Origin of the sequence: Rhodococcus sp. DMF-1 (assembly GCF_021441945.1) — a bacterium.
GTDB classification, from domain to species: Bacteria; Actinomycetota; Actinomycetes; order Mycobacteriales; family Mycobacteriaceae; genus Rhodococcus; species Rhodococcus ruber.
Genome location: NZ_CP090442.1, coordinates 2,798,038 through 2,824,093, shown reverse-complemented (window position 1 = coordinate 2,824,093; position 26,056 = coordinate 2,798,038). Strand labels below are relative to the sequence as shown.

At 70.7% G+C, this 26,056-nt stretch carries 28 protein-coding genes; 18 read left to right on the top strand and 10 right to left on the bottom strand.

What is annotated here, in order from left to right; translation table 11 throughout:
• Positions 1-59: 59 nt before the first annotated feature.
• The 8 genes from LZP97_RS12745 to tuf all read left to right on the top strand — a co-directional run bounded on the left by LZP97_RS12745 (position 60) and on the right by tuf (position 7,115).
• Positions 60-716 (top strand): TetR/AcrR family transcriptional regulator, encoded by a 657-nt coding sequence (locus LZP97_RS12745; RefSeq protein WP_010591982.1) that lies wholly within the window; start codon positions 60-62, stop codon positions 714-716.
• Positions 713-1,342: a TetR/AcrR family transcriptional regulator gene (locus LZP97_RS12740; protein WP_010591981.1), complete on the top strand. Its 630-nt coding sequence runs from the start codon at positions 713-715 to the stop codon at positions 1,340-1,342. Before LZP97_RS12745 ends, LZP97_RS12740 begins: the two co-directional genes overlap by 4 nt.
• 9 nt (positions 1,343-1,351) lie before the next feature.
• Positions 1,352-1,894, top strand: a complete 543-nt coding sequence (locus tag LZP97_RS12735; RefSeq protein WP_048773952.1) for a DUF3558 domain-containing protein — start codon at positions 1,352-1,354, stop codon at positions 1,892-1,894.
• Complete coding sequence (locus LZP97_RS12730) at positions 1,891-2,424, top strand: DUF3558 domain-containing protein (RefSeq protein ID WP_010591979.1); 534 nt, start codon at positions 1,891-1,893, stop codon at positions 2,422-2,424. The genes LZP97_RS12735 and LZP97_RS12730 overlap by 4 nt, the downstream gene beginning before the upstream one ends.
• Positions 2,425-2,734: 310 nt before the next feature.
• A complete protein-coding gene (gene rpsL / locus LZP97_RS12725) occupies positions 2,735-3,109 on the top strand; it encodes a 30S ribosomal protein S12 (protein WP_003937662.1) in 375 nt (124 codons plus the stop codon).
• Entirely contained in the window at positions 3,109-3,579 is a 471-nt protein-coding gene (gene rpsG, locus LZP97_RS12720; RefSeq protein WP_003937663.1) for a 30S ribosomal protein S7, read from the top strand. The genes rpsL and rpsG overlap by 1 nt, the downstream gene beginning before the upstream one ends.
• A gap of 147 nt (positions 3,580-3,726) precedes the next feature.
• A complete protein-coding gene (gene fusA, locus LZP97_RS12715; protein WP_010591978.1) occupies positions 3,727-5,829 on the top strand; it encodes an elongation factor G in 2,103 nt (700 codons plus the stop codon).
• 95 nt (positions 5,830-5,924) lie between these two features.
• Entirely contained in the window at positions 5,925-7,115 is a 1,191-nt protein-coding gene (tuf, locus tag LZP97_RS12710) for an elongation factor Tu (protein ID WP_003937665.1), read from the top strand.
• Between the two features lie 202 nt (positions 7,116-7,317).
• Here the strand turns inward: tuf and LZP97_RS12705 are convergent, their stop codons facing one another.
• From LZP97_RS12705 to LZP97_RS12685, 5 genes are read right to left on the bottom strand one after another with little or no spacing between them, the layout of a single operon-like run.
• The gene (locus tag LZP97_RS12705) at positions 7,318-7,887 is read right to left on the bottom strand and encodes a hypothetical protein (RefSeq protein ID WP_010591977.1); all 570 of its coding nucleotides are present in this window, start codon (positions 7,885-7,887) and stop codon (positions 7,318-7,320) included.
• Positions 7,884-8,921, bottom strand: a complete 1,038-nt coding sequence (locus tag LZP97_RS12700) for a DUF6286 domain-containing Asp23/Gls24 family envelope stress response protein (RefSeq protein WP_010591976.1) — start codon at positions 8,919-8,921, stop codon at positions 7,884-7,886. Before LZP97_RS12700 ends, LZP97_RS12705 begins: the two co-directional genes overlap by 4 nt.
• The gene (locus LZP97_RS12695; RefSeq protein WP_010591975.1) at positions 8,914-9,108 is read right to left on the bottom strand and encodes a hypothetical protein; all 195 of its coding nucleotides are present in this window, start codon (positions 9,106-9,108) and stop codon (positions 8,914-8,916) included. The genes LZP97_RS12700 and LZP97_RS12695 overlap by 8 nt, the downstream gene beginning before the upstream one ends.
• Complete coding sequence (locus LZP97_RS12690) at positions 9,105-9,422, bottom strand: hypothetical protein (RefSeq protein ID WP_010591974.1); 318 nt, start codon at positions 9,420-9,422, stop codon at positions 9,105-9,107. The genes LZP97_RS12695 and LZP97_RS12690 overlap by 4 nt, the downstream gene beginning before the upstream one ends.
• Positions 9,419-9,880 carry an Asp23/Gls24 family envelope stress response protein gene (locus LZP97_RS12685; RefSeq protein ID WP_010591973.1) on the bottom strand — a complete coding sequence of 154 codons (462 nt, stop codon included), beginning with the start codon at positions 9,878-9,880 and terminating at the stop codon, positions 9,419-9,421. The genes LZP97_RS12690 and LZP97_RS12685 overlap by 4 nt, the downstream gene beginning before the upstream one ends.
• A gap of 179 nt (positions 9,881-10,059) precedes the next feature.
• Between LZP97_RS12685 and LZP97_RS12680 the strand changes: the two genes are divergently transcribed.
• The gene (locus LZP97_RS12680; protein WP_010591972.1) at positions 10,060-11,250 is read left to right on the top strand and encodes an NAD(P)/FAD-dependent oxidoreductase; all 1,191 of its coding nucleotides are present in this window, start codon (positions 10,060-10,062) and stop codon (positions 11,248-11,250) included.
• 31 nt (positions 11,251-11,281) lie between these two features.
• Positions 11,282-12,097, top strand: a complete 816-nt coding sequence (locus LZP97_RS12675) for a glutamate racemase (protein ID WP_010591971.1) — start codon at positions 11,282-11,284, stop codon at positions 12,095-12,097.
• A 13-nt stretch (positions 12,098-12,110) separates the two neighbouring features.
• On the opposite strand, the gene LZP97_RS12670 is transcribed toward LZP97_RS12675, so the two are convergent.
• Both LZP97_RS12670 and LZP97_RS12665 read right to left on the bottom strand, forming a co-directional pair.
• Positions 12,111-12,722 (bottom strand): TetR/AcrR family transcriptional regulator, encoded by a 612-nt coding sequence (locus tag LZP97_RS12670; protein WP_010591970.1) that lies wholly within the window; start codon positions 12,720-12,722, stop codon positions 12,111-12,113.
• Between the two features lie 104 nt (positions 12,723-12,826).
• Positions 12,827-13,192: an SPW repeat domain-containing protein gene (locus LZP97_RS12665; RefSeq protein ID WP_010591969.1), complete on the bottom strand. Its 366-nt coding sequence runs from the start codon at positions 13,190-13,192 to the stop codon at positions 12,827-12,829.
• A 227-nt stretch (positions 13,193-13,419) separates the two neighbouring features.
• Here LZP97_RS12665 and LZP97_RS12660 point away from each other — a divergent pair, with 227 nt between their 5' ends.
• Positions 13,420-14,667: an MFS transporter gene (locus tag LZP97_RS12660; RefSeq protein WP_048773949.1), complete on the top strand. Its 1,248-nt coding sequence runs from the start codon at positions 13,420-13,422 to the stop codon at positions 14,665-14,667.
• A gap of 19 nt (positions 14,668-14,686) precedes the next feature.
• Here the strand turns inward: LZP97_RS12660 and LZP97_RS12655 are convergent, their stop codons facing one another.
• Positions 14,687-15,742, bottom strand: a complete 1,056-nt coding sequence (locus LZP97_RS12655; protein ID WP_010591967.1) for a ferredoxin--NADP reductase — start codon at positions 15,740-15,742, stop codon at positions 14,687-14,689.
• 318 nt (positions 15,743-16,060) lie between these two features.
• Here LZP97_RS12655 and mdo point away from each other — a divergent pair, with 318 nt between their 5' ends.
• From mdo to LZP97_RS12635, 4 genes are all read left to right on the top strand, one after another.
• Entirely contained in the window at positions 16,061-17,332 is a 1,272-nt protein-coding gene (mdo, locus tag LZP97_RS12650; RefSeq protein ID WP_010591966.1) for an NDMA-dependent methanol dehydrogenase, read from the top strand.
• An 85-nt stretch (positions 17,333-17,417) separates the two neighbouring features.
• The gene (locus LZP97_RS12645) at positions 17,418-18,521 is read left to right on the top strand and encodes a MadB family AAA-type ATPase (protein WP_017679997.1); all 1,104 of its coding nucleotides are present in this window, start codon (positions 17,418-17,420) and stop codon (positions 18,519-18,521) included.
• 4 nt (positions 18,522-18,525) lie between these two features.
• Entirely contained in the window at positions 18,526-20,082 is a 1,557-nt protein-coding gene (gene madC / locus LZP97_RS12640; RefSeq protein ID WP_048773962.1) for a MadC family VWA domain-containing protein, read from the top strand.
• A 176-nt stretch (positions 20,083-20,258) separates the two neighbouring features.
• Entirely contained in the window at positions 20,259-20,885 is a 627-nt protein-coding gene (locus LZP97_RS12635; protein ID WP_017679995.1) for a carboxymuconolactone decarboxylase family protein, read from the top strand.
• Here the strand turns inward: LZP97_RS12635 and LZP97_RS12630 are convergent.
• Positions 20,866-21,225 carry a hypothetical protein gene (locus tag LZP97_RS12630; RefSeq protein ID WP_234420101.1) on the bottom strand — a complete coding sequence of 120 codons (360 nt, stop codon included), beginning with the start codon at positions 21,223-21,225 and terminating at the stop codon, positions 20,866-20,868. The genes LZP97_RS12635 and LZP97_RS12630 overlap by 20 nt on opposite strands.
• Positions 21,226-21,535: 310 nt before the next feature.
• Between LZP97_RS12630 and LZP97_RS12625 the strand changes: the two genes are divergently transcribed.
• From LZP97_RS12625 to LZP97_RS12615, 3 genes are read left to right on the top strand one after another with little or no spacing between them, the layout of a single operon-like run.
• Complete coding sequence (locus LZP97_RS12625) at positions 21,536-22,711, top strand: iron-containing alcohol dehydrogenase (protein ID WP_010591962.1); 1,176 nt, start codon at positions 21,536-21,538, stop codon at positions 22,709-22,711.
• Entirely contained in the window at positions 22,708-24,147 is a 1,440-nt protein-coding gene (locus LZP97_RS12620; RefSeq protein WP_010591961.1) for a MadS family sensor histidine kinase, read from the top strand. The genes LZP97_RS12625 and LZP97_RS12620 overlap by 4 nt, the downstream gene beginning before the upstream one ends.
• Positions 24,144-24,812: a MadR family response regulator transcription factor gene (locus tag LZP97_RS12615; RefSeq protein ID WP_010591960.1), complete on the top strand. Its 669-nt coding sequence runs from the start codon at positions 24,144-24,146 to the stop codon at positions 24,810-24,812. The genes LZP97_RS12620 and LZP97_RS12615 overlap by 4 nt, the downstream gene beginning before the upstream one ends.
• 25 nt (positions 24,813-24,837) lie before the next feature.
• Here the strand turns inward: LZP97_RS12615 and LZP97_RS12610 are convergent, their stop codons facing one another.
• Positions 24,838-26,055 (bottom strand): lipase family protein, encoded by a 1,218-nt coding sequence (locus tag LZP97_RS12610; protein ID WP_412177619.1) that lies wholly within the window; start codon positions 26,053-26,055, stop codon positions 24,838-24,840.
• Between the last annotated feature and the right edge of the window lies 1 nt (position 26,056).

Here is a 26,056-nt window from a genome sequence, read left to right as displayed (position 1 = left end):
CCTCACGTGGACGGTCACCCTCCGCGAGCCGGCGCGCCGGTCTGCCTAATCTGATCGCCATGAGCAGCCCGTCCCCGGACACCCGCCGTCGCGGCGAGCAGGAACGCAGCCGCGCCACCCGCAAGCGGATCCTCGACGCGGCGGTGGCCGTGCTGGTCGAGCACGGCTACTCCAACGCCACCACGGTGCGCATCCAGCAGGCTGCCGGCGTGTCCCGCGGACGGCTGCTGCACCACTACCCGTCGCGGGACGCCCTGCTCGTCGCCGCCGTGCACCACCTCGCCGCCCAGGGCGTCCAGGGCCTCGACGGCGACCATCCCTGGCCCGCCGACCCGGTCGAACGTATCGCCGTCGCGGTCGATCGGATGTGGTGGAACTTCCGGCAGCCGTACTTCTGGGCCTCGATGGAGCTGTGGCTCGCCGCGCGCGGCCACGAGGAACTCCGGGCCGAGCTGCTGCCGCTCGAACGAATCCTGGGCCGGATGATCAAGGAGCAGACGACCGCGAACTTCGGTCCGGAGATCGCCAACCGCCCCCGGTTCGTCGAGGTGCGCGACCTGATCTATCAGGCGATGCGCGGGGCGGCCCTCGGGTACGCCATCGACCCGCGCGACCCGCTGACCGAACCCCAGCTGGCGGTGTGGCGCCGCCAGATGGAACGGGTCCTGGTGGACGACGAACCCGGGGATTCCGCCGCCGGGGGTGCGCTGCGATGACCCGCCAGCCCAAACAGGATCGGAGCCGGGCCACACGCCGCCGGCTGCTCGAGGCGAGCATCGACTGCCTCGCGGAGCTGGGATGGGGCGCGACCACCGTGGGCGTCGTCGCCGAACGGGCGGGAGTCTCCCGCGGCGCCGCGCAGCACCACTTCCCGACCCGGGAGGACCTGATCACCGCGGCGCTCGAGTTCATGTTCGACAGCCGCATGGACCTCGCCCGCCGCGAGCCCGTCGACATGCCCGTCGGCGCGGCCCGCACCGAGGCGGTGGTGCGCCGGCTCGTCGACTACTACACCGGCAGCCTGTTCAAGGCGGCGCTGCAGGTGTGGACGGCCGCGGCGGCCGATCCGGAACTGCGGGCCCGCATCGTCCCCCTGGAGGAACGCTTCGGCCGCGTCGCCCACCGGGTCGCCGTCGAGCAGCTCGGCGTGGACGAGGTCGACCCGACGGTGCACCGCATGGTGCAGGCGACCCTCGACCTCGCGCGCGGGCTCGGCCTCGCCGACGTCCTCACCGACGACTCGCGGCGTCGGGCCGAGATCGTGCGGCACTGGGCCGCGCAGCTGGACACGGTGCTCGACGCGGCCCGGCAGCGTTCGGCGGCGCAGCACCCGGCCGGTTAGGTTGGTGTCATGCCTCCCAAGCTGGCCACGGTCGCGGTCCTCGGGCTCGCCGGTGCCGTCGTCGCCGGATGTGGTTCGGATGCGGCCGAGGCCCCGGCGCCGGGCGCGGCGCCCACGCCGCAGGTGACCGAGCCGGGCCCGTTCTTCGGTGCGTGCGGGTCGGTCACCGACGACGAGGTGGCCCGGGCCTTCGGGCTGGGGTCGTTCGCACAGGTCACCCGCAACTCGGTGGGGTGCGAATGGGAGCTGGTCGGGGCGGGCGGCCCGAGCGTGACGTTCTCCTGGTACCGCGGCAGTCCGATCGGCCGCGAACGGGCCGGCTCCGACCTGATCGGCCGGCCCGCGATCGACGTGGAGATCGACGGCAGACCCGGCTTCCAGGGCTCGGCGCAGAACGACGTCGGGCAGACCGTGCTGTGCGAGATCGGCGTGCAATTCGGCGGTGACTTCGTGCACTGGTCCGTGACGTACGGACCCTTCACCCCGGCCGCGGACGCGTGCGTGGTGGCCCGCGACCTGGCCGAGCTCAGCGCGGAAAGGGCACAGGAGTGACGCGGACGAAGCGGGCGGCGGCGCTGCCGGTGGCGCTGGCCCTGGTTGCGGCGCTCGCCGGGTGCGGCAGCACGATCGAGGGGCAGGCGGTGCCGCAGGGGGCCGGATCGGGTGGTGCCTCCGCCGAGTTCACCCGCCTGCTCACCGAATGCGACGCCGTCACCGACGAGCAGATCGCGGAGGCGGTCGGCGTGGAGGCGATCGAGCGAGGCTTCTTCGGGGCGATCTGCCGGTGGGACACCGCGGGCTCGGCGAAGGTCACCTTCAACTGGTTCGAGACCGGTTCCCTGGACACCGAGCGGGGGACGGCGCAACGGCTGGGATACACGGTGGAGAACACGACCGTGGAGGGTCGGCGGGCGGTGCTGATGCGCCCGCCCGACGACCCGGCGTCCTGCGGGATCTCGGCGGGAGCGTCCACGACGGGGATCTTCGGCTGGTGGGTGCAGTACGCCCCCGGCTCGCAGTCCCCGGATCCGTGTGCGGCGGCCGTCACGCTGGCCCGACTGACCCTCGACCTCAGCAGTTGAGCGGCGGCGGACCCCCGCGGCTCGCTTTGACCTTGCGCCGCGCCGCCGGGTATCGTTGTGGGTCGTGTCCGGCATGCCCGGGCCGATCTGTGTGCCTATGCGAGGTAGTGCCGTGCGCGCGGTCTGTGGAATCTCCGCAGGAGCGAGCCCCCGGCTGCCTGTGTGGGGGTACGCGACACGCCCGACCTCGTGTGCACACGAGGGGTGGGTGCGGGGCAGCAGCTCTCTTGCCCCAACCGATGGATCCCTAATTTCAGAACAGCCAAGGTTGCTCGTGCGAGCAGTCTTCAGACAACGAGAAAGCCGGTAGATGCCAACCATCAATCAGCTGGTCCGCAAGGGCCGCCGCGACAAGGCCGCCAAGGTCAAGACCGCGGCCCTCAAGGGCAGCCCGCAGCGTCGCGGCGTGTGCACTCGCGTGTACACCACCACCCCGAAGAAGCCGAACTCGGCGCTCCGGAAGGTCGCCCGCGTGCGTCTGACCAGCTCCGTCGAGGTCACCGCCTACATCCCGGGTGAGGGTCACAACCTGCAGGAGCACTCGATGGTGCTCGTGCGCGGTGGTCGTGTGAAGGACCTCCCCGGTGTCCGCTACAAGATCATCCGCGGTTCGCTCGACACCCAGGGTGTCAAGAACCGCAAGCAGGCGCGCAGCCGCTACGGCGCGAAGAAGGAGAAGGGCTGATGCCACGTAAGGGTCCCGCTCCGAAGCGTCCCCTGATCGCCGACCCGGTCTACGGGTCGCCGCTGGTCACCCAGCTGGTCAACAAGATCCTGCTGGACGGCAAGAAGTCCACCGCCGAGCGCATCGTCTACGAGGCACTCGAGCGGGCGCGCGAGAAGACCGGCACCGATCCGGTCGTCACCCTCAAGCGCGCGCTGGACAACGTCAAGCCCGCTCTCGAGGTGCGCAGCCGCCGTGTCGGTGGCGCCACCTACCAGGTGCCGGTCGAGGTTCGTCCCGGCCGGTCGACCACCCTCGCGCTGCGGTGGCTGGTCACCTTCTCGCGTCAGCGTCGTGAGAAGACGATGGTCGAGCGTCTCGCGAACGAGCTCCTCGACGCCAGCAACGGCCTGGGTGCGTCCGTGAAGCGTCGCGAGGACACCCACAAGATGGCCGAGGCCAACAAGGCGTTCGCGCACTACCGCTGGTGAGTCGCCGCCGGCCGGGAGGATCCGGTGCTACCGACATCCTCCCGGCCGGCCGCTCGCACAACTGTGTCGGTCCCTCAAGGCCGGCTGAACATCCGAGAACACTGGTCCGCACCCTAGGACCGACACGAGCTACGAGCGGGGTTACCTGTGGCACAGGAAGTGCTGACCGACCTGAACAAGGTCCGCAACATCGGCATCATGGCGCACATCGATGCCGGCAAGACCACGACGACCGAGCGCATCCTCTTCTACACCGGTGTGAACTACAAGATCGGTGAGACCCACGACGGTGCGTCGACCACCGACTGGATGGAGCAGGAGAAGGAACGCGGCATCACCATCACCTCCGCCGCGGTGACCTGCTTCTGGAACAAGAACCAGATCAACATCATCGACACCCCCGGCCACGTCGACTTCACGGTCGAGGTCGAGCGGTCGCTGCGCGTCCTCGACGGCGCGGTCGCCGTGTTCGACGGCAAGGAGGGCGTCGAGCCGCAGTCCGAGCAGGTCTGGCGGCAGGCTGCCAAGTACGACGTTCCGCGCATCTGCTTCGTCAACAAGATGGACAAGATGGGCGCGGACTTCTACTTCACGGTCCAGACCATCATCGACCGTCTCGGCGCCAAGCCGCTCGTGCTGCAGCTGCCGATCGGTGCCGAGGACGCGTTCGACGGCGTCGTCGACCTGGTCGAGATGAAGGCCTACACGTGGCGTGGCACCGTCGAGATCGGTGCCGAGCCGACCGTCGAGGAGATCCCTGCGGACCTGGCCGACAAGGCCGCCGAGTACCGCGAGAAGCTGCTCGAGACCGTCGCCGAGAGCGACGAAGAGCTCATGGAGAAGTACTTCGGTGGCGAGGAACTGACCGTCGCCGAGATCAAGGGCGCCATCCGGAAGCTGACCGTCGCCTCCGAGCTGTACCCGGTGCTGTGCGGGTCCGCGTTCAAGAACAAGGGCATCCAGCCCATGCTCGACGCGGTCATCGACTACCTGCCGAACCCGCTCGACATCGGCGAGGTCGAGGGCCACAAGCTCGGTGACGAGGAGGAGGCCCTCACCCGCAAGCCGAGCAAGGACGAGCCCTTCTCCGCGCTGGCATTCAAGATCGCCGCGCACCCGTTCTTCGGCAAGCTGACCTTCGTGCGCGTGTACTCCGGCCGCATCGAGCCGGGCGCCCAGGTGCTCAACGCCACCAAGGGCAAGAAGGAGCGCATCGGCAAGCTGTTCCAGATGCACGCCAACAAGGAGAACCCGGTCGACGAGGCGGTGGCCGGCCACATCTACGCGATGATCGGCCTCAAGGACACCACGACCGGCGACACCCTGTGCGCGCAGGACGCCCCGATCGTGCTCGAGTCCATGACCTTCCCGGATCCGGTCATCCAGGTCTCCATCGAGCCGAAGACCAAGTCCGACCAGGAGAAGCTGGGCACCGCGATCCAGAAGCTGGCCGAGGAGGATCCCACCTTCTCCGTCGAGCTGGACGAGGAGACCGGCCAGACCGTCATCGGCGGCATGGGCGAGCTCCACCTCGACATCCTCGTCGACCGGATGCGTCGCGAGTTCAAGGTCGAGGCCAACGTCGGCAAGCCGCAGGTGGCGTACCGCGAGACCATCACCAAGCGGGTCGAGAAGCTCGAGTTCACGCACAAGAAGCAGACCGGTGGTTCCGGCCAGTTCGCGAAGGTCATCATCGCCCTCGAGCCGTTCGTGGGCGAGGACGGCGCGACCTACGAGTTCGAGAACAAGGTCACCGGTGGCCGCGTGCCGCGCGAGTACATCCCCTCGGTGGACGCCGGCGCGCAGGACGCCATGCAGTACGGCGTGCTCGCCGGGTATCCGCTGGTGAACGTCAAGGTCACCCTGCTCGACGGCGCCTACCACGACGTGGACTCGTCGGAAATGGCGTTCAAGATCGCCGGTTCGCAGGCCCTGAAGGAGGCTGCGCGCAAAGCTGCGCCGGTCATCCTCGAGCCGCTCATGGCTGTCGAGGTCACCACCCCCGAGGACTACATGGGTGAAGTGATCGGCGACCTCAACTCCCGCCGTGGCCAGATCCAGGCCATGGAGGAACGCAGTGGTGCCCGTGTCGTGAAGGCGCTGGTTCCGCTCTCGGAGATGTTCGGTTACATCGGGGACCTGCGGTCGAAGACCCAGGGTCGCGCGAACTTCTCCATGGTGTTCGATTCCTACGCTGAGGTTCCGTCGAACGTCTCGAAGGAAATCATCGCCAAGGCGACCGGCGAGTAACCTCGGTTGCAGAACCGGTCGGCTGCACGACCAAGTAAGTAACAAAACCGCACTGCTGCATACTGCAAGCAACAACAGTCCAGGAGGACCCTCAAGTGGCGAAGGCGAAGTTCGAGCGGACCAAGCCGCACGTGAACATCGGCACCATCGGTCACGTCGACCACGGCAAGACCACCACCACGGCTGCCATCACCAAGGTGCTCGCCGACAAGTACCCGGACCTGAACGAGAGCTTCGCGTTCGACCAGATCGACAAGGCTCCGGAGGAGAAGGCTCGTGGTATCACGATCAACATCTCCCACGTCGAGTACCAGACCGAGAAGCGCCACTACGCGCACGTCGACGCCCCGGGTCACGCCGACTACATCAAGAACATGATCACCGGTGCGGCTCAGATGGACGGCGCGATCCTGGTCGTGGCCGCCACCGACGGCCCGATGCCGCAGACTCGCGAGCACGTGCTGCTCGCCCGTCAGGTCGGTGTGCCCTACATCCTGGTCGCCCTGAACAAGGCCGACATGGTCGACGACGAGGAGATCCTCGAGCTCGTCGAGATGGAGGTCCGCGAGCTGCTGGCCGCCCAGGAGTTCGACGAGAACGCCCCGGTCATCCCGATCTCGGCGCTCAAGGCGCTCGAGGGCGACGAGAAGTGGGTCAAGTCCATCGAGGACCTGATGGACGCCGTCGACGAGTCCATCCCGGACCCGGTCCGTGAGACCGACAAGCCGTTCCTCATGCCCGTCGAGGACGTCTTCACCATCACCGGTCGTGGCACGGTCGTCACCGGCCGCATCGAGCGCGGTGTCATCAACGTGAACGAGGAGGTCGAGATCGTCGGTATCCGCCCGACCTCGACCAAGACCACGGTCACCGGCATCGAGATGTTCCGCAAGCTGCTCGACCAGGGCCAGGCCGGCGACAACGTCGGTCTGCTGGTCCGCGGCATCAAGCGCGAGGACGTCGAGCGCGGCCAGGTCGTCGTGAAGCCGGGCACCACCACTCCGCACACGGAGTTCGAGGGCCAGGCGTACATCCTCAACAAGGAGGAGGGCGGCCGCCACACGCCGTTCTTCAACAACTACCGTCCGCAGTTCTACTTCCGTACCACGGACGTGACGGGCGTTGTGACCCTTCCCGAGGGCACCGAGATGGTCATGCCGGGCGACAACACCGAGATGTCGGTCGTCCTGATCCAGCCGGTCGCCATGGACGAGGGCCTGCGCTTCGCGATCCGCGAGGGTGGCCGCACCGTCGGCGCCGGTCGCGTCACGAAGATCATCAAGTAGGCACCGCCTACGCGATCATCAAGTAGGCACCGCCTACGCGATCATCAAGTGAGCTAGTTCTCGCTGACGTCGGACGGCGTCCATCCCTCGGGGTGGGCGCCGTTCGGCGTTTCCGGGATCGAGCGGAAGTATCGCCGAGTCCGACGAGGTGAGCGGCACATTCGCTCGGCTCGGTGGGCGGCCCGGGAGACGACCGACCGGGCTACGCGGCCGGTTCGGGGTGAGCCGGATCCAGGTGCAGCAGGACCTGCGTCGCCACCCGGGCCCCGCCCAGGGCGCGAGCGGCCCGCTCGGCGGTTTCCTCGGCACGGGCGGTGAAGTCGGCGACGTCGATGTTCGGGTCCGCGTACACCGTGATCGACAGGGTCGGCAAGTGGCGTTCGACGACGGCCCGGCTGCGGGTGGCCCGCACACCGGGCAGGGCCGCCAGTTCGCCGGCGACACCGTCGGCCACCGGTCCGAGTTCCACGGCCAGAGTGGCCTCGGTGACCTCGTCGTACAGCTGCACCCGCGACGTCCGGCGCCGGGAGAAGTTGACCGCCAGGAGCACGATCCCGATCGTCACGCCCACGGCCACGGCGGTCCACAGCGCCCCCTCCCACCAGGACTGGTCGGGGACGTCGATGATGCGGGGGCGGTCCAGGCGGGCCAGCCATTCGCGGGCGAAACGCACCTGCCAGACCCAGGCCAGGGCGAACGCCCCGGCGCCGAGCAGCGCGGCGCCCACGGCGAACGTGAGCAAGCGGTTGACCAGGACGGTGCGCAGCTTCATCGTGCCGTCCTCGGTCGGTGCACCTGCACCACGAGCGTGATCGGCTCGGCGAGCAGTGCCAGGTTCGGGGCCACCGCGCCCCGGACCGCGGCGACCAGATCGGCGGTCGACTCCTCACCCGACCCCACGATGCTGACCAGCGCGCGACGGCGATCGACGACGGTGCGGGCCGTGTGCACTCCGGGCAGTGTCGACGCGTGGGCGCTGCACATCCGGGCCAGGTCGGTTCGGCGCATCCACACCGTGGGGACCGGTCCGGAGACCTGCAGCGGCACGTGCGTGCGGCGACGCGGCTTGACGGCCACCACCACGAGCACGACCCCCAGCAGGACCAGGGTCGCGGCGACGGGTGCGATCCAGCTCTGCCAGTGCAGCCGGCCGAACCACTCGAAGGAGTTGCGCAGCCACGGTGCGCCCGCGTACGTGCCGCGGACGATGAGCAGTTCCCGGGCCGCGGCGAACGCGAGCGCGAGTGCCCCCACGGCGATGAGCGCGGCCGCCGGCGCCGCGGCCGGGTGGGCGAGGGGCGGCAACGGCGCGACGACCGGGACCGGAGCCCGGTACTCGGTCCGGGCGACGATGTCGGCCTCGGTGTACTCGACCGGCACCGACGGTTCGTTGCGCTCGGCCGGCTCCGCGACGGACGTCGCGGCGACGAGGACGTTGAGTTCGTGCACCGGCAGACCGGTCAGCTCGTGGAGTTGACGGTCGACGGCGTCGTGCACCCGCCGGGTGAGGGCGGCGGCGTCGTAGGGCCATTCGGCCGCGATGTACAGGTTGACCGCGACGGCGCCGCCGCCGGTGGTGACGTCGGCGCGGGGCAGGTCCCGCCCGGTGAACAGGCTGAGTCCGCCGCGCTGGCGGGTCACCCCGGGCACCTGGAGTGCGGCGGCCGCGGCGATCCGCTCGACGGCGCGGTCCTTGATCACCAGCTGTCCGCGGTGCCCGACGGGGTCGACCGTCTCGGGGGCGACGGCGTCGGCGCCGGCCCGGGACGGCAGGGTCTCCGGCTCGGTGGGCGTGGAGTCAGCCACGGCCCCGGCTCCGCAGCAGGGCGCCCAGGTCGAGGAGGCCGTCCCGGTGGGCGCCGATCACCATGCCGACGGCGCCGAGCAGGATGCCGAACAGCAGACCGCTGAAGCCGCCGAGGATGCCGGCGAGGGCGAGGAGCAGGCCCGCCAGGAGTCCGACGGCGGTGTTGCTGACAGGGGTGTGGTTCATGGGGTCACCTCACTGGTCGGGTGCTCACCGTCGGGCGACGGGATCCGCAGGTCTTCGATGGTCACGTCGACGGGGACGCCGACCAGCGGCCCGAGCCGGTCCCGGACCGCGGCCGCGACGGCGTACAGGTCGGCCGGGTACTCGACGACGATGTGGACCGCGCACGTGTCCGCACCGAGGCGGATCCCGGTGACACGCCGGCCCGGCAGATATGTCGCGACCTCGCCGAAGGCTCCGCCGTGCAGGTCGGCGACGCCGGGCACCTCGAGGGCGGCGGCCGCGGCCAGTTCTGCGGGCTCGGCGGGAGTGGTCACTGGACGCGGGGTTTCAGGTCGTCGGCGACGCCCGTGGCCTCGTCGAACAGCACGACGTCGAAGACGGTGATGTTGACTTCGGTGACCTCGAGGCCGGTCATCCGTTCGACGGCGGCGATCACGTTGTGGCGGATCGCGACCGCGAGTTCGTGCAGGGCCACGCCGTATTCGGCGACGATGCCGATGTCGATCGCGGCCTGTTTCTCCCCGACCTCCACGGCGACGCCCTGGCCGTGGTTGATCCGCGCGCCGGGGATGCGGTCCCGCAGCGCCCCGACCACTCGTGCGGTGCCGGCGCCGACGTCGTAGACACCGCTGATCTCGCGGGTCGCGATTCCGGCGATCTTCGCCACGACCGCGTCGGCGATGATGGTGCGCCCCTGGGTGTCGACCGGCCCCGGAGCGATTCCGCTGCCGAACTGCACGCGGCTGATGCCTGCGCCGCTGTCGCTGGTCATGGGGGCTCCTCGTCGGCCTGCCGGATGAAGTTCTGTCCCTTCCGACTCTAGTAACTCCCGGCGGGTACGGGGTGCGCGGCTCGCGCGAAGGACGCCCTGTCCGGGAATCCCCGGATTTGGTAAAACAGTTGCACGGATTGTGGTGGCGTGGGTCACTGCCGGAGGAGAGGGCGCAGCGGGTGGGTGTGACGGGAGTACAGCGGATCGTCGTGGTCGGGGCCGGACTGGCGGGGGTGCGCGCCGCCGAGGAACTGCGTCGCGGCGAATTCGACGGGGAGCTCGTCCTGATCGGCGACGAACCGCACCTGCCCTACGACCGGCCGCCGCTGTCGAAGGAGGTCGTCCGGGGCGGCACCGACGACACCACGCTGCGGCCCCGGGAGTTCTTCGACGAACAGCGCATCGAGCTGCGGCTGGGCGTGCGGGCGCGGGAGCTCGACCCCGCGACCCGCACCCTCGCCCTGTCCGACGGGCAGAGCGTCGGCTTCGACGAGCTGATCATCGCCACCGGACTGCGGCCGAGGCCGCTGCCCGGCACGGACGGGCTCGCCGGAGTGCACGTGCTGCGGTCGTTGGACGACAGCCGGGCCCTGCGCGCGGGGATCGTCCCGGGCGGGCGGGCGCTGATCGTCGGCGCGGGGTTCATCGGGTGCGAGGTCGCGGCGAGCCTGCGGGGGCGGGGCATGGACGTGGTGCTGGTCGAGCCGCAGGCCACCCCGCTCGCGTCCGTGCTCGGCGAGCGGGTGGGCGCGCTGGTCGCCCGGCTGCACACCGAGGAGGGCGTCGAGGTCCGCACGGGCGTCGGGGTGCGGGAAGTACGCGGCGACGGCCGGGTCACCGGGGCAGTCCTCGGTGACGGCACCGAACTCGACGTGGACGTGGTCGTCGTCGGTATCGGCTCGGTGCCGGTCACCGACTGGCTCGACGGTTCGGGCGTGCGCGTGGACGACGGGGTGGTGTGCGACGGCGTGGGCCGCACGTCCGTCCCGCACGTGTGGGCGGTCGGCGACGTCGCGGCATGGGAGGTCTCGGACGGCCGCCGCGCGCGGCTCGAGCACTGGACGAACGCCGGTGAGCAGGCGAAGGTGCTCGCCGGCGCGCTGCTCGGCTCCGGTGTCGATCCGGTCGCGCAGGTGCCGTACTTCTGGAGCGATCAGTACGACGTGAAGATCCAGGCGCTCGGAGCGATCCGGGCCGACGACACCGTGCACGTGGTGCGCGACGACGGCCGCAAGTTCCTCGCCTACTACGAACGCGACGGCCGTCTCACGGGGGTGGTCGGCGCGGGACTGCCCGGGCAGGTGATGAAGATGCGCGGGAAGATCGCCGCGGGCGCACCGATCACGGAGATCCTCGCGCCCACGTCGTAGCCGCCGCGTCGGCGAACGCTAGATTCGTAGGGTGATCGTTGCGCTCATCGACTCGGGTCTCGGCCTGCTGCCGACGTCTGCCTGGCTGCGCCGATTGCGTCCCGAGCTGGACCTGATGCTGTCGATGGACCCGGACGGCGCCCCGTGGGGCCCGAAGCCCGGGGACTGGGTGATCGACCGGGTCGTGCGCACCGCGGAGCGGGCCGTGACCCGGGGTGCCGAGGTGGTCGTCCTGCCGTGCAACACGGCCTCGGTGACCGCGCTCGAGCATGTGCGCGAGGCCCTCGGCGACGAGATCCCGGTGATCGGAACCGTGCCGGCGATCAAGCCGGCCGCCGCGGCGTGCGAGTCGGTGGCGATCTGGGCCACCGCCGCGACCACCGCCAGCCGATACCAGGCCGACCTCGTCGCCCGGTTCGCCGGCGACCGCACGGTGGTGGGGGTGGCCTGTCACGGGCTCGCCGACGCCATCGACCGCGGCGACACCACCGCCGCGGCCACGGCCATCGCGGCGGCGGCGCAGCGCACCCCGCCCGACGTGGGTGGTGTCGTCCTCGGCTGTACCCACTACCCCCTTGTCGCCGACGTCATCGCCGCGCACCTACCGCCCGGGGTACGGCTGTTCGACAGCGCCGAAGCGGTGGCGGCGCAGACGCTGCGGCGCATCGACGCCCTCGGCCGGCCGTGGGCGGGCAGCGGGCGGGTCGAGGTGTTCCTGAGCGGCAGGCCCGGCGAGCTGCCCCCCGGCGCCCTCGGCTACCCGGCGGGCCGGCGGCTCGTCGACGGCATCGGCGACCCGACCGCGGGGCTGCCCGGCGACGAGGCTCCACGCGCCGAGACGCGCTGACCGGCCGTCCCGCTCAGCCCATCCCGGTCATGCCCGCGGCGACGAGGCGCGCGACGCCCCAGAGCTCGTCGGGGGAGGTGCCGTCGAGACCGAACAGCCGGTCGACCGTGGCAGCGGAGAACATGGCCGACACCCACGTCGTCGCGCAGGCCCGCAGGGTGCCCGGTTGTATCGGGCCGGGCACGCTGGCCTGCAGGACCCGCATGGTGGCCTCCTGGAGGGAGGTCCGCAGCCGGCGCAGCGGGACGCGCAGTCCGGGGTGGCTCTCGGCCTCACGCCAGATCACCCGGAGCAGCGAGGAGTGGTGGGTACGCAGGTCGAGGGCGGCGTCGAGGTTGACGAGACTGGCCGCCGGGTCGCCGGGGGAGACGAGGCCGGTGACGTCCTGGATCGGTTCGGCGGGCAGCCGCTCGGCAACGAGTGTCTCGAGGATCGACTCCTTGGTGGGGAAGTAGTAGAAGATCAGTCCCTTGGGTACATCCGCGGCGACGGCGATCGCCGTCGTCGAGGTGGCGTCGAAGCCGTGGGCGGCGAAGAGGGTTTCGGCGGCGTCGAGGATGTGCACGCGCGCGGCGTTGTCCCGCCGGGCGCGACGGCGCGGCGGTTTCGAGCCCGGGGTGCTCATGGCGTTCACCTCCGGGGGCACGGGCGGGAATGTGACGGCGCCAGGGGCGTGGGCGGACGGCGGCATGCCGGCCGTCCGCGGGGTGTGTGACGCGGGGTGTGTGATCAGTGGTGCGTGGCCAGTCCGCCGTGTCCGTGCATCCGGGCGTTCATCGCGGGCAGCGCTGCTACCGCGACGACCACGGTGAGCACGCCCACCACCCAGGCCGTCCAGGATGCACCGCTGTACTCGGTGTAGCCCATGACCCAGGGGGACAGGAACAACAGCACGCCGAGCACACCCATCGCGTAGTCGATCGCTGCCATCGTGGGCCGGACGATCTGCGCGAGTCCGGTCAGCGCGATCAGCACGCCGAGAACGACGAGGGTCCACGTCGTCGTGGTGTCGGTGGTGACCCACAGGGGGGACAGGGCGGTGAAGACGCCCAGGATCACGGCCACGTAGTCCTGTAGCCGGCTGTCGGAGAACATGTCGAGCCTCCTCGTGCGTATCGGGTCCTGCCTTCGGTATAGACCTGATCGACCGGTCGGTCAACGGCCGGGACGTTGCACTGCGATAACACTCGAGCGCAGGTGAGAGGCGGTTTTTACCGGGAAGTGACCGGGCGGGGAATGATCGCCGAGGGCGGCATGTTCCACTAGTTCGTTGCCTTGGTCAACGAACTGTCGACCGTTCCCACGAGTTCCGAGGAGGTCCGATGCCGGAGTCGACGCCGGGTCGCTCCCTGCCACGCCGTCACGGTTTCCTGGCGGTCGGCACGGCCAGCTTCCTGCTCACCGCGTCGTCGTCCGCTCCCTCCCCGCTCTACCCGCTGTACCAGCAGCAGTGGGGCTTCTCGCCGGGGATGCTGACCGCCGTCTTCGCCGTGTACGCCCTGGCCCTGCTCGCCACCCTGCTGACGATCGGCTCGATCTCCGATCACGTCGGCCGCCGGCCCGTGCTGATCGGGGCGCTGCTGCTGCTCGTGGTGAGCATGGGCGTGTTCGTCCTCGCCGACGACGTGGGCTGGCTCGTCCTGGCCCGGGTGCTGCAAGGCCTCGCGGTCGGGGCCGCCACCGGCGCCGTGAGCGCCGCCGTGATCGACCTGCAACCGAGCCCCCGGCTCGGATCCTTCGTCAACAGTGTCGCGCCGTCGCTCGGGCTCGCCCTCGGTGCGGCCGGGGCGGGGCTGCTCGTGCAGTTCGCGCCCTTTCCCACCGTGCTGGTCTACGTCCTCGTCGTCGTGATCGCGCTGTCGCTGGCCGTCGTGCTCGTCTTCGTCCCCGACCGGGTGCCCGCGCCGGGCTTCGCGTCCCGCGGGGCCGCGCTGCGCAGCCTGCTGCCGAGCGCGTCCGTGCCGGCCGGGGTGCGGGGCCCGTACCTGGTGATCCTGCCGGGCCTGCTGTCGGCGTGGTCGCTCGGCGGGCTCTACATGTCCCTCGGGCCGTCGATCGTGGGTACGGTCTTCGGGATCGGCAACCGCCTCGTCGCCGGTCTGGCGATCTGCACGCTCTTCGCCTCCGGTTCGGTGGCGGCGACGATGCTGCGCGGCCTCGATCCGCGGCGCGTCGTCGTCGCGGGGACCGTGATCCTGGCCGCCGGCGTGGGCGTCGTCGTGACCGCCGTGCTCGGCGGGTGGGCCGTCGCCTACTTCGCCGGTACCGCCGTCGCGGGCTTCGGCTGGGGCGCGGCGTTCCTGGGAGCGATGAACGTCATCGGCGCCCTTGCGGCGCCACACGAGCGCGGGCGCCTGTTCGCCACCACGTTCGTCGTCTGCTACCTCGCGTTCTCCGTGCCGGCGGTGATCGCGGGCCTCGCGGCCGGCGTGTACGGGCTCACCGCGACGACGCTGGGCTACGGCGGCGCCGTGATCGTGCTCGCGCTCGGCGCCGGGGCGGGTGTGGCGCTGCGCGGCCCACGAAAGCCGGGCGTCCACCGGGTGGAGACGCCGGTCCTCGTCCGCTGAGACGAGGACCGGCGACGTCTCAGAAGACGATCTTGACGGTGTCCGTCACCGGGCGGGCCTGGCAGCCGAGGACGTAGCCTGCCTCGATGTCCTCGGGGTCGAGGATCTCGCAGTGCTCCATCTCGACCTTGCCGTCGAGGACGGTGCACGCACACGAGCCGCACTCGCCTTCCTGGCAGGAGTAGGGCACGTCGAGTCCCTTGGAGAGCATGATGTCGACGAGGGTCTGCGAGCGCGGCCACGGAATCGTGTGGGTTTCCCCGTCCAGCTCGACCTCCACCGTCGCGGCGTCGGCCGCCTCCTCGTCGCTCACCTCGAGGGGCGTGTGGTCGGCGAACGGGTCTCCCGCGAGGGAGTTGAACACCTCCGCGTGCACCTGCGTGCGCGGCATGCCCGCGATCTGCAGCGCCCGGTGCACGGCATCCATGAACGGGCCGGGGCCGCACATGAACGCCTCGTGGCTGCTGAACGGAGCCGCCAGGGTGGCGAGCTGCTCGGCGGACGGCAGGCCCTGCACGGACTCGAGCCAGTGCACGACGGTCAGGCGGGTCGGGTACTTCTCGGCCAGGGCGCGCAGCTCCTCGGCGAAGATGACCGACGCCTCGTCGCGGTTGGCGTAGACCAGCACGACCTTCCCGGAGCCCTGGGTCAGGGCCGACTTGAGGATCGAGACGACCGGGGTGATGCCGCTGCCCGCGCCGAACAGCAGGAAGTCGTGGTCGAGCGACTTCGGGGTGAAGACGCCCGACGGCGGCAGGACCTCGATGCGGTCGCCGGCGGAGATCCGGTCGCACAGCCAGTTGGACCCGTAGCCGTCGACGGTCCGCTTGACCGTGACCTTGGGGGCGTCGTCGGTGTACGGGGAGCTGGCCAGCGAGTAGCAGCGGGCCACGGAGCCGGTCTGCTCGCTCGGAATGCGCAGGGTCAGGAACTGTCCGGGCTTGTACGCGAACTTGTCCTGGAGCTCGGCCGGCACGTCGAAGACGATCGAGCGCGAGTCCGGCGTCTCCTCGATGACTGCGGAGACGGTCAGGATCGCGGATCGCGAGCCGTGCGGCACCTCGACTGTCGTCATGGCCAGGTCGGTCCTTCCGTGGTGCGGGTGAAGCAATCTAGAACGCGTTCTAGTTCCAGGTTATCAGCAACACGACGCTACCGGGACGGGGCGCGTCGGCCTGCGGTCGGCTCCCGATCAGCGGGAACGGACCCCTGCCCGATCGGGCAGGCCGCCCCGCTCGACCGGACGGCTTCGGTGCCGCGACCGGACGGTTCGGGCCCGAAGGCCTTTCCGTGGGCGTGATCGAGACCGAAGGTGGAGAAGCGAAGAGACGCCGGTCACACCGGACGCCGCATTCGAACCACCACTTCCGGCCGACACATCAGGAGAGACGCGATGGCCATCGAACTCAACCAGATCTGGGACTTCCCCATCAAGGAGTTCCACCCCTTCCCGCGGGCACTGATGGGTGTCGGTGCCCACGACATCATCGGTGTCGAGGCGAAGAACCTGGGCTTCAAGCGCACCCTGCTGATGACGACCGGTCTGCGCGGTTCGGGCATCATCGAAGAGCTGATCGGCAAGATCGAGTACCAGGGTGTCGAGGTCGTCCTGTACGACAAGGTCGAGTCCAACCCCAAGGACTACAACGTCATGGAGGCCGCCGCCCTCTACCAGCAGGAGAAGTGCGACTCCATCATCTCCGTCGGCGGCGGCTCGAGCCACGACGCCGCCAAGGGCGCCCGCGTCGTCATCGCCCACGACGGCCGCAACATCAACGAGTTCGAGGGCTTCGCCAAGTCCACCAACAAGGAGAACCCGCCGCACATCGCCGTCTCCACCACCGCCGGCACCGGCTCGGAGACCTCCTGGGCCTACGTCATCACCGACACCTCCGACATGGACCACCCGCACAAGTGGGTCGGCTTCGACGAAGCCACGATCGTCACCCTCGCCATCGACGACCCGCTGCTGTACTACACCTGCCCGCAGCACTTCACCGCGTACTGCGGCTTCGACGTCCTCGCCCACGGTTCCGAGCCGTACGTCTCGCGGCTGGACTTCGCCCCGTCGCTCGGCAACGCCCTGTACTCGATCGAGCTCGTCGCCAAGCACCTGCGTGAGGCCACCTTCGAGCCGCGCAACCTCAAGGCACGCGAGGGCATGATGAACGCCCAGTACATCGCCGCGCAGGCCTTCAACTCGGGCGGCCTGGGCATCGTCCACTCCATCTCGCACGCCACGTCGGCCTTCTTCGACAGCCACCACGGCCTCAACAACGCGATCGCGCTGCCCCGTGTCTGGGAGTACAACCTCCCGTCGCGCTACGAGCACTACGCCCGCATCGCCACCGCGATGGGTGTCGACACCCGCAACATGACCACCGTCCAGGCCGCGGACGCCGCGGTCGAGGCCGCCATCCGGCTCGCCAAGGACGTCGGCATCCCCGACAACTTCGGCCAGGTGCGCGTCGACTCGTACGAGAAGAACCGGATGAACACCGGCAAGTACGCCGGCCGCGGCGACGTCATCAAGGGTGACGAGAAGACCGTGCGCGCCATCTCCGAGCACATCCAGGGCGACTGGTGCACGCCGGGCAACCCGCGCGAGGTGACGGTCGAGTCGATGATCCCCGTCGTCGACCACTGCATCAACCGGTCCTACTGACCCACCGCCCGACCGATCCGTGTCCGGGGCGGGGCCACCCGCCCCGGACACACCCACCTCGAGTGCCGACGACACAGGAGCACCGATGACCAGCTTCACCAGCGGACCGGAACTCGCCGACGCGCTGCGCCGCCACGACTACATCGCCGACGACGAGTTCGCGGTCGTCGTCCACCTCGCCACCGCGCTCGAGCGGCCGCTGCTGCTCGAGGGCCCGGCCGGCGTCGGCAAGACCGAACTGGCCAAGGCGCTCGCCGCCGTCGGCGGACGCAAGCTGGTACGGCTGCAGTGCTACGAGGGCCTCGACGACAGCCGGGCGCTGTACGAGTGGGACTACGCCAAGCAACTGCTGCACGTGCAGATGCTGCGGGACCGCATCGGCGAACAGCTCGCCGCCTACCCCGACGTCGCCGACGCGTCCCGCTTCCTCGCCGCGCAGGACTTCGGCCTGTACTCCGAGACGTTCCTGGCCGTGCGTCCCCTGCTCGAGGCGATCCTGTCTCCGGAGCCGGTGGTGCTCCTCGTCGACGAGGTGGACCGCACCGAGGAATCCATGGAGGCGTTGCTGCTCGAGGTCCTCGCCGAGCGGCAGGTCACCATTCCCGAGGTGGGTACCTTCACGGCCCGGTCCGCGCCGTGGGTGATCCTGACCTCCAACGACACCCGCGAACTCTCGCCCGCCCTCAAGCGCCGCTGCCTGCACTACCACGTCGGCTACCCCACCCCCGAGCGCGAACGCGAGATCGTCACCGCCCGGGCCCCCGAGGTCGACACCGTGACCGCCGGCGAGGTCGTGGACCTGGCCCGCACCCTGCGGGAGCTGCCGTTGCGCAAGAGCCCGTCCATCTCGGAGGTCATCGACGCCGCGCGCGCCGCGACCGTGCTGCGGCGCGGCGGCGGCGACCACACCTCCCTCCGGCAGATCCGGGACATCCTGCTCGCCGCGCTGCTCAAGTACACCGGCGACGCCGACCTGGTCCGCGCCCGGCTCGGCGGTGACGCCCCACCCCCCGCACCGACGACCACCGCACCGACGACCACCGCACCGACGACCACCGCACCGACGACCGCCGAACCTGCGGGGGAGCGACCCGAGCGGGCCACGGTCGCCTCCCGGCCGGCCAACACCACCACCGCGGTGTTCCGCGGGCGCGGCGGCGGCGGTGTCGGCATCGGCGCGCGGCGGTGACCCGATGCCGGTGACACCGCTCGCGACGACGCCCGTGACACCGCTCGCGGCGATGCACCCCTCGTACCCTCTCGACGTGGTGGCCGCCGTCTTCGGCCGCCTGCTGCGGCGGCACGGGGTGTCCGCCTCGCCCGCCGAGACCATCGAGGTCCGCCGCGTGCTCGGGCTCGTCGGTGCCCGCGACCGCGACGTGCTGCGAGCCTGCCTGCGCGCGGTGTGCGCGAAGTACCCGCACGAGCAGGTCGGTTTCGACCGCGCCTTCGACGCGCTGTTCGCCGCGGCGGACGCGGCCGGCGTGACGGACGGGAAGTCCTCGCCGCGAGCGCAATTCGCCGAGTCCCTGCCGACCGCGCTCGAGCTCGACGACGATCCGCAGGTCGCGCGCTACGCCGAGTACAACGAGCGTGCCGCGGAGGTCGGCGACCACTTCGACACCCCGGAGGCGGACAAGGGCTTCAATCCCCACAAGGACGACGACGACGTCTCGATGACCTCGTCCGACGCGGCACTGTCGGTCGACACGGGCGCCGACTCGGGCCGGCGCGGGGTCACCTACACCGTCGACGTGGATCGGGCCGGGACCGCAGCGGTCGGCGAGCTGGCCGCGAACCCGGGTGCCGCCGTCGTCGGGTCGCTGTCGTGGGACGATCCCGAATCCATCCTCGCGTGGCTCGACGCCTACGACCCGCGCCGCGTCTACGGCGACGACCACGCAGACGAACCCCTCAGCGCGGCACAACTGAACCGGCTCGTCGAGGCCGTCGAGGCGTTCGTCGCGGCGCTGTCGCAGGCCGGGCTCGGTGGTCCGCTGCCGGACGGTGAGCCCGATGCCCCCGACACCGCCGGAGACGTCGCGTCCCGGGCCGAGATCGAGCTGGCGTGCCACGAGGTGCTGCGCCGCATGCGCGGCCCGGCGCGGCCGGTGCCGCGCGAGCTGACCCGCGGCCGGCTCGACATGCGTCGCACGGCGCGTGCCGGGATGCGCACCGAGGGGGTGCCGTTCCACCTGATCGTGCGTGCCCCGCGTCCCGACCGGGTCCGGTTGCTGATCCTCGCCGACGTGTCCCTGTCGGTGCGCCCGATCACCGCGTTCACCCTGCGCCTGGCGCAGGCCATGCACGGCCGGGCCCACCGCTGCCGCGTCCTGGCGTTCGTCGACCGGCCCGTCGATGTGACGCGGGAACTGCTGGCCGCCACGGGCGACGGCGCCCTCGCGGCCGTGCTGGCGCATCCCGGCCTCGACCTCGAGGCGAGCAGTGACTACGGCCGGGTGCTCGACGAACTGCTCACCGAGCACGCGGGCATCGTCGACTCGCGCACCAGTGTGCTCGTCGTCGGCGACGGGCGCTGCAACGGCCTGCCCGCCCGCGTCGACCGGCTCGCCGACCTGCGTCGTCGCGTGCACCGGCTCGCCTGGATCACCCCGGAGCCCCAGCGCTACTGGGCGCAGGCGACGTGCGCGATGCCCGAGTACGCCGAGGAGTGCGATCGCGTCGTCGTCGCCCGGGACGCCGCCCAGCTGCTGTCGCGGGCGGCGGAACTCGGGCACGCACTGCGTTGAGCGTGTGCACCCGTCCGGCTCCGGCGGGGCAACGGCCGGTGGTTACTATGGACCGGTAAATACCCCCCGGGGTGTGTGTGCGCGCCGTCCGCCCACGCCACCGCCGGCGGGCCGGCCGCCGTACGGGAGAGTGCTCCGGCACACGGGCATCCCGGGCGCAGTTGAGGAAGACGACGATGCAGTTCGCGAAGAAGCACTATTCGATCCGTGAGGCCTACTGGATCTTCTACCGGGGCGTTCGATCGATGAAGCACCTGATCGGCGCCAGGAAGCGCGCCGAGTTGAGCCCCGAGTTCGTCGAACGGATCATGCTGGCGGTGACCGAGGTGAACGGCTGCGGCGCCTGCTCCTACGCCCACACGAAGATCGCTCTCGGGGCCGGAATGAGCAGCGCCGAGATCCGGAACATCCTGGCCGGGGTCCTCGACGACGTTCCCGACTCCGAGGTCGCTGCGGTTCTTTTCGCCCAGCACTATGCCGACACCCGGGGCAACCCCACGGCCGAGGCGTGGGATCGCCTCGTGGACGTGTACGGGAAGTCCGCCGCCGAGGGGATCCTCGGAGCGATACGGGCCATCATGGTCGGCAACGTCCACGGAATCGCGTGGACCGCGCTGCGCGGCCGGTTGAACGGGAGCCCGGATCCGCGCAGCAGCGTGGCGTACGAGGTCGCCATGTTGCTGATCGTCCTGGCGTTCTTGCCGATGTCCGTCGTGCACGCTTCGATCTCCGGCGTGCGCGGTGCGCCGCTCGTGGAGTTCGACAGGTGGGCCGGCGACCGGGTCAGGGGTCGCGCTTCGTGAGCCGGACCCGGTCGGGGCGGAAGTGCTCGAGGGCCTCGTCGTAATTTGCGCGTGCGAGCCGTTCCGACGTCCATCCCTGCGAGATCCACCGGTCCACGCCGAGCGGGTACCGGATCTCGACCCGGTGGGTGCCGCGGATCGCCGTGCGGCCCTCCGCGTCTTCCCGCGCCCGGACGTATGCGGCGAACTCACTGCCCAGCACCAAGGTGCGGTTGGGGCGTTCGATGACCGGATCCCCGACCCGCCGGTCGGAGTGGAGCGCCCGGTACGCCGAGTCGAGCGCCGCGGCCTCGTTGTCGTGGACGTGCCACGTGACGCCGTCCACCTCGTGCCACCACACGATCCATCGGTCGTCGATGATGCTCTCCCAGGGTCGTTTCCGCCGGTGCGCAGCCTGCTTCCTGCGTATCCGGTCCACCCCTGCGACGTGCATCCTATATGTCCCGTTTTCGGGGAGGCCGCGGTGGTGGCATTCACTTCGTATTCACCCCGCGGCCGGCTCGCGGAGGCCCGGCCACACTCGGACCTACCTACCCGATCGGGCAGGTATCGCCCCTGCCGTTCGGTCCGGTGCCGACCCGTCGTGGAGGGGCTAGGCTCGGAAGCCACGTAAGCTGGATCACAGCAGTCGGGATCGTCAGGAGTGTGCAGTGGCCGTCGCATCGGAGCACACCGCGACGACGCTGGCCAAGTTCCACGCCCCGGAGATCGTGTTCGGGATCGGATCGCTGGTCGAAGCGGCGCACGCGGCGGTTCGGCTCGGCGCGGTCCGGCCCCTCCTGGTCACCGACCCGGGGCTGATCGAGGCCGGCTGGGTCGACGAGCTGCGCGGTCATCTCGTCGAGCAGGGCCTCACGCCGATCGTGTGGGGTGATCTCACCCCCAACCCCAAGGACCACGAGGTCACCGCCGGACACGAGACGTACCGCGTCCACGGCTGCGACGTGCTCGTCGCGCTCGGTGGCGGCTCGGTGATCGACGCCGCCAAGGGCATCGCGGTGCTCGCCGCCAACGGCGGCAGCATCCTCGACTACGAGGGTGTGGACCGGGCGGCCGCTCCGATCCCACCGATGGTGGTGGTGCCGTCGACGTCGGGGACGGGCGCCGACGTCTCCCAGTTCTGCGTCGTCACCGACACCGTCCGAGGCACCAAGATCACCATCATCGGTCGTTCACTCGTCCCGGACCTGACCGTGATCGACCCGCGGCTGCTGACCACCATGCCGGACGAACTGAACGCCGCGACCGGGCTGGACGCCCTGACTCACGGCGTGGAGGCGTTCGTCTCCCGCGCCCACAACCCGCTCACCGACCACCACGCCCTGCGTGCCGTCGGTCTCGTCACCGACACGCTGGTACGCACGATCGAAGACCCCCGGGAGATGGCGGCCCGATCGATCATGGCGCAGGCCAGCCTCGAGGCCGGCCTGGCGTTCACCAACGCGATCCTCGGTGCCGCGCACGCGATGAGCCACCAGGTCGGGGGTCTGCTCGACCTGCCGCACGGCGTCATCAACGGAGTGCTCCTCCCGCACGTCATCCGGTTCAACGCAGCCTCCGATCCCGAGCCGTTCGTCGCGATCGCCCGGGCGCTCGGGCTCGACGAGCACCGCGGTCCGGCCGTGGAGGCCGCACTCGCCGTCGCGGACCGGGTCGAACGGCTCGCCCGCGAGGTCGGGGTGCCGCGCGGACTGCGGGAACTCGGGGTGCAGGCGACCGACCTCGAACGTCTGGCCGCGGGCGCGCTGCGCGACGCGTGCATGTCCACCAACCCCCGCGAAGCGACGCACGAGCAGATGGTCGCGCTGTTCCGGGCGGCGTTGTGACCGCTCCCGACCTGTCGCGACTGACCGGACTGCGTTCCGGCAAACCCACGTTCTATCCCCAGTACCGCGGAGCCGCCGAACGTCTCGAGCGGGTTGTTCACGCGCTCGAGCTGATCTCGCGTGCCCTGGTACGCACCGTCGAGGGCCCCGAGACCCTGATCTGCGCCGTGGCGGAGGCCGCGCGTGCCCACCTGAGCGCCCGCTGGGTGGTCTTCGCCCTGACCGACAGGACCCTGCCCGACGCAGGGCCGCGCCGGCTGGTCCTCGGACCCGATGCCACCCCGTTCCTCGTCGACAACGTCGAAGGCCCACCCCTGCCCGACGACGTGGTGCGCTGCCTCGAGGACATCCGATCCGGCTCGATCGGCCGGGACGCCACCGTCGACACCCATCGGGCCTTCGTCCCCATCGTCCTCGACGGCGGGGTGGCGGGTGCGATCGCCGCGTGGACACCCGAACACCGCACCATCGACGGCACCGACCACGCCGTGCTGTCGATCCTCGCCAGCCAGACCGCCGTGGCCCTGCAGAATTCCGCGCTCTACCAGCGGGGCCAGCTGCTGCTCGGGCGGGCCGAGCAGGCCTACCAGGAGGCGAATCGCGCGGCGGCAGACCTGCAGGCCCGCAACGCCGAACTCGAGGCGACGTTGCGCCAGCTGGAATTGACGCAACGGCAACTCGGTGCCGCGCATCGGCACCAGGCGCTCGACGAGGAACGTCACCGCATCGCGCGGGAGCTGCACGACAGCGTCACCCAGGCCGTGCTGTCGGCCGGCATGCAGATCGAGGTGTGCCGCAGCGACATTCCCGACGCCGAGCGCGGCGAGCGTCTCGACCTGGCCAAGGAGCTCACCCGGCGCGCGGTCGAGCAGCTGCGCTCGGCGATCTACGCGCTCAACCACCCGTCCGACTCGGATCGCACGTCGCTGCCGGAGATGCTCGAACAGCTGTGCAGCGCGCACACGCCGGGCGAACTCGACATCACCGTCCGGGTGGGCGGCCCGCCGGTCGAATTGCCGGGCGAAGCCGAACATTCGCTGCTGCGCATCGCAGGGGAGGCGCTGTTCAACGCCGCGGTGCACGCCAACGCCCGGCGCGTGGTGCTGCGGCTGACCTACCGGCCGGACTCGGTGCTGTTGTCGGTCGCCGACGACGGGGACGGCGACCCGGCGCGGATGCGGCTGATGCTGCGCCTCGCCGCGGACAACGACTGGGACGGCCGCCATCGCGGGCTGGCGAACATGCAGGCCCGCGCGCACGAGCTCGGTGGCACTCTCGAGGTGCGTCGCGCCCGCCTCGGCGGGGTCCGGGTGGCGGTGCGCATCCCGGTGCCCGAACCGGCGGTCGACGCGGAGCGGGACGCCGACGAGACGACCGGAACCAGCGGGAACAGTGCGGCGCCGGCACCCGCGGCGCGGACAGGAGATCAGCGATGAACGTGGCAACCCCGGCCGGGACGGTGAATCGCACGGTCCGCATCGTCCTCGTCGACGACCACGCGATCCTGCGCCAGGGGCTGCGCTCGATACTCGAGCGGGAGCCGGACCTCGAGGTGGTCGGCGAGGCCTCGCACGAGGCCGAGGCGCTCACCCTCGTGGGCCGGGTCCGGCCCGACATCGTCCTGATGGACCTGAAGCTCTCCGCCGGGTCGGACTACGAGGGGCTGACGTTGTGCGGGCAGCTGTCGGCGGCCCACCCGGGGCTGGGTCTGCTGGTGCTCACCACGTTCCTCGACGAGCAGCTGGTCGTGCGTGCCGTGCACGCCGGGGCACGCGGGTACGTCGTGAAGGACGTCGACACGACCGAGCTGGTGCGTGCGATCCGCGCGGTGTCGCGCGGCGAGAGTGCCTTCGACTCGCGCAGCGCCGCGGCGGTGGTGCGTTCCCTCAACGGGCAGACCACGCCGCAGGAACAACTCACCGAGCGCGAACTCGAGGTGCTGCGGCTGCTCGCTGCGGGCCTGTCCAATTCCAAGATCGGTGAGCGCCTTTTCATCTCGGGCACCACGGTGAAGTTCCACGTGAGCAACATCATGCGCAAACTGAGCGTGAGCCGCCGCGCCGAGGCCGTGTACGCCGCCAGCAAGCGCGGCCTGATCTGACGCGCAGTGCGGTGACAGGCCAGACTCAGCAGGTTCCGGTGACCGGTGCTCCGTCGAACCGCTCGCCCAGGAACTCGAACGCGTCCGGCAGACCGAGCACCGCCGCCGACATGTGGTCGGGACTGGGGGTCTCGACGCGGCGCACCGGCGCGCCCGCGGCGCAGTAGCGGTCGAGCGTCGCGTCGATGGAGTCCACCGGGACGAGTGCGTCGGTGGGGCTGTGCCATTCGAACACGGGCACCGTCGGCACGCCCGGGTACAGCTCGAGGCTGTTCTCCTCCGCGACGGCGACCGCGTCGGCATCGTCGGCCAGGTGGGCATTGGTGCTCACCTGCCGCAGGCTGCCACCGGCACCGCGCGCGAGGATGTCGTTGGTGCAGGCGTCGGCCAGGGCGTCGCGCATCGCCACACCCGCAGGGGTCAGGTCGGCGCTGATCCGCATCCGTTCGGGGTACTCGCGTTCGAGACCCAGCGCGGCCGCGAACGCCAGACCGAAGGCGGGGTGCGGGTTCTCGCCGAGCGCCTCGGCCATCTTGCGGATGTTCATCGGCACCCCGCCCATCGCCGCACCCACCAGGTTCAGGTCGGGGGCGTAGGTCGGAGCCAGTGCCGCGGCCCACCCGGTGGCCATCCCGCCGCCGGAGTACCCCGCCAGCGCGACCGGGCTGTGGGCGAGCTGCAGCTCGGGTACCTGCTGCACCGCGCGGATGCCGTCGAGGGTGATCTGCCCGCCGAGGCGAGCCGCGCCGTAGGCGCTGTTCGGTCCGAGATGGTCCGGGATCGCGACCGTCCAGCCCCGCCGGAGCACCACGTTGAGGGCCGGAGCCTCCCGGACGGCGAGATCCGGGTCGCTCGTCCACAGCGTCTGCGACGGCGCGCAGTGCGTGCCGAGGGCGTTGATGACGTGCTGGAACGACAGCAGCGGACCGTCCGGAGCCTTGCCGACGGGGGCGAGGACCGTCGTCACCGCAGGGATCGGGTGGCCGGTCGAATCCGTCGACCGGAACCGCACCTGCCACGCCTCGACGTCGAGGATGCCGGGTGGTGCGGGCACGCGCCGCACCTCGAGCGCATCGCCGGCCGGTGCGTGGGTGATGTCGGCGGCCGCGCGGTAGAACGGATCGGCCGGCGGCACCGGATAGACGGGTGCGGCACCCGCGGTTCCGGTTCCGGCGACGATGGCGCACACCGCCGCCGCGCCGACCGACGCATTGCGGATTCCCCGACCGAACCGTGCGGCCACG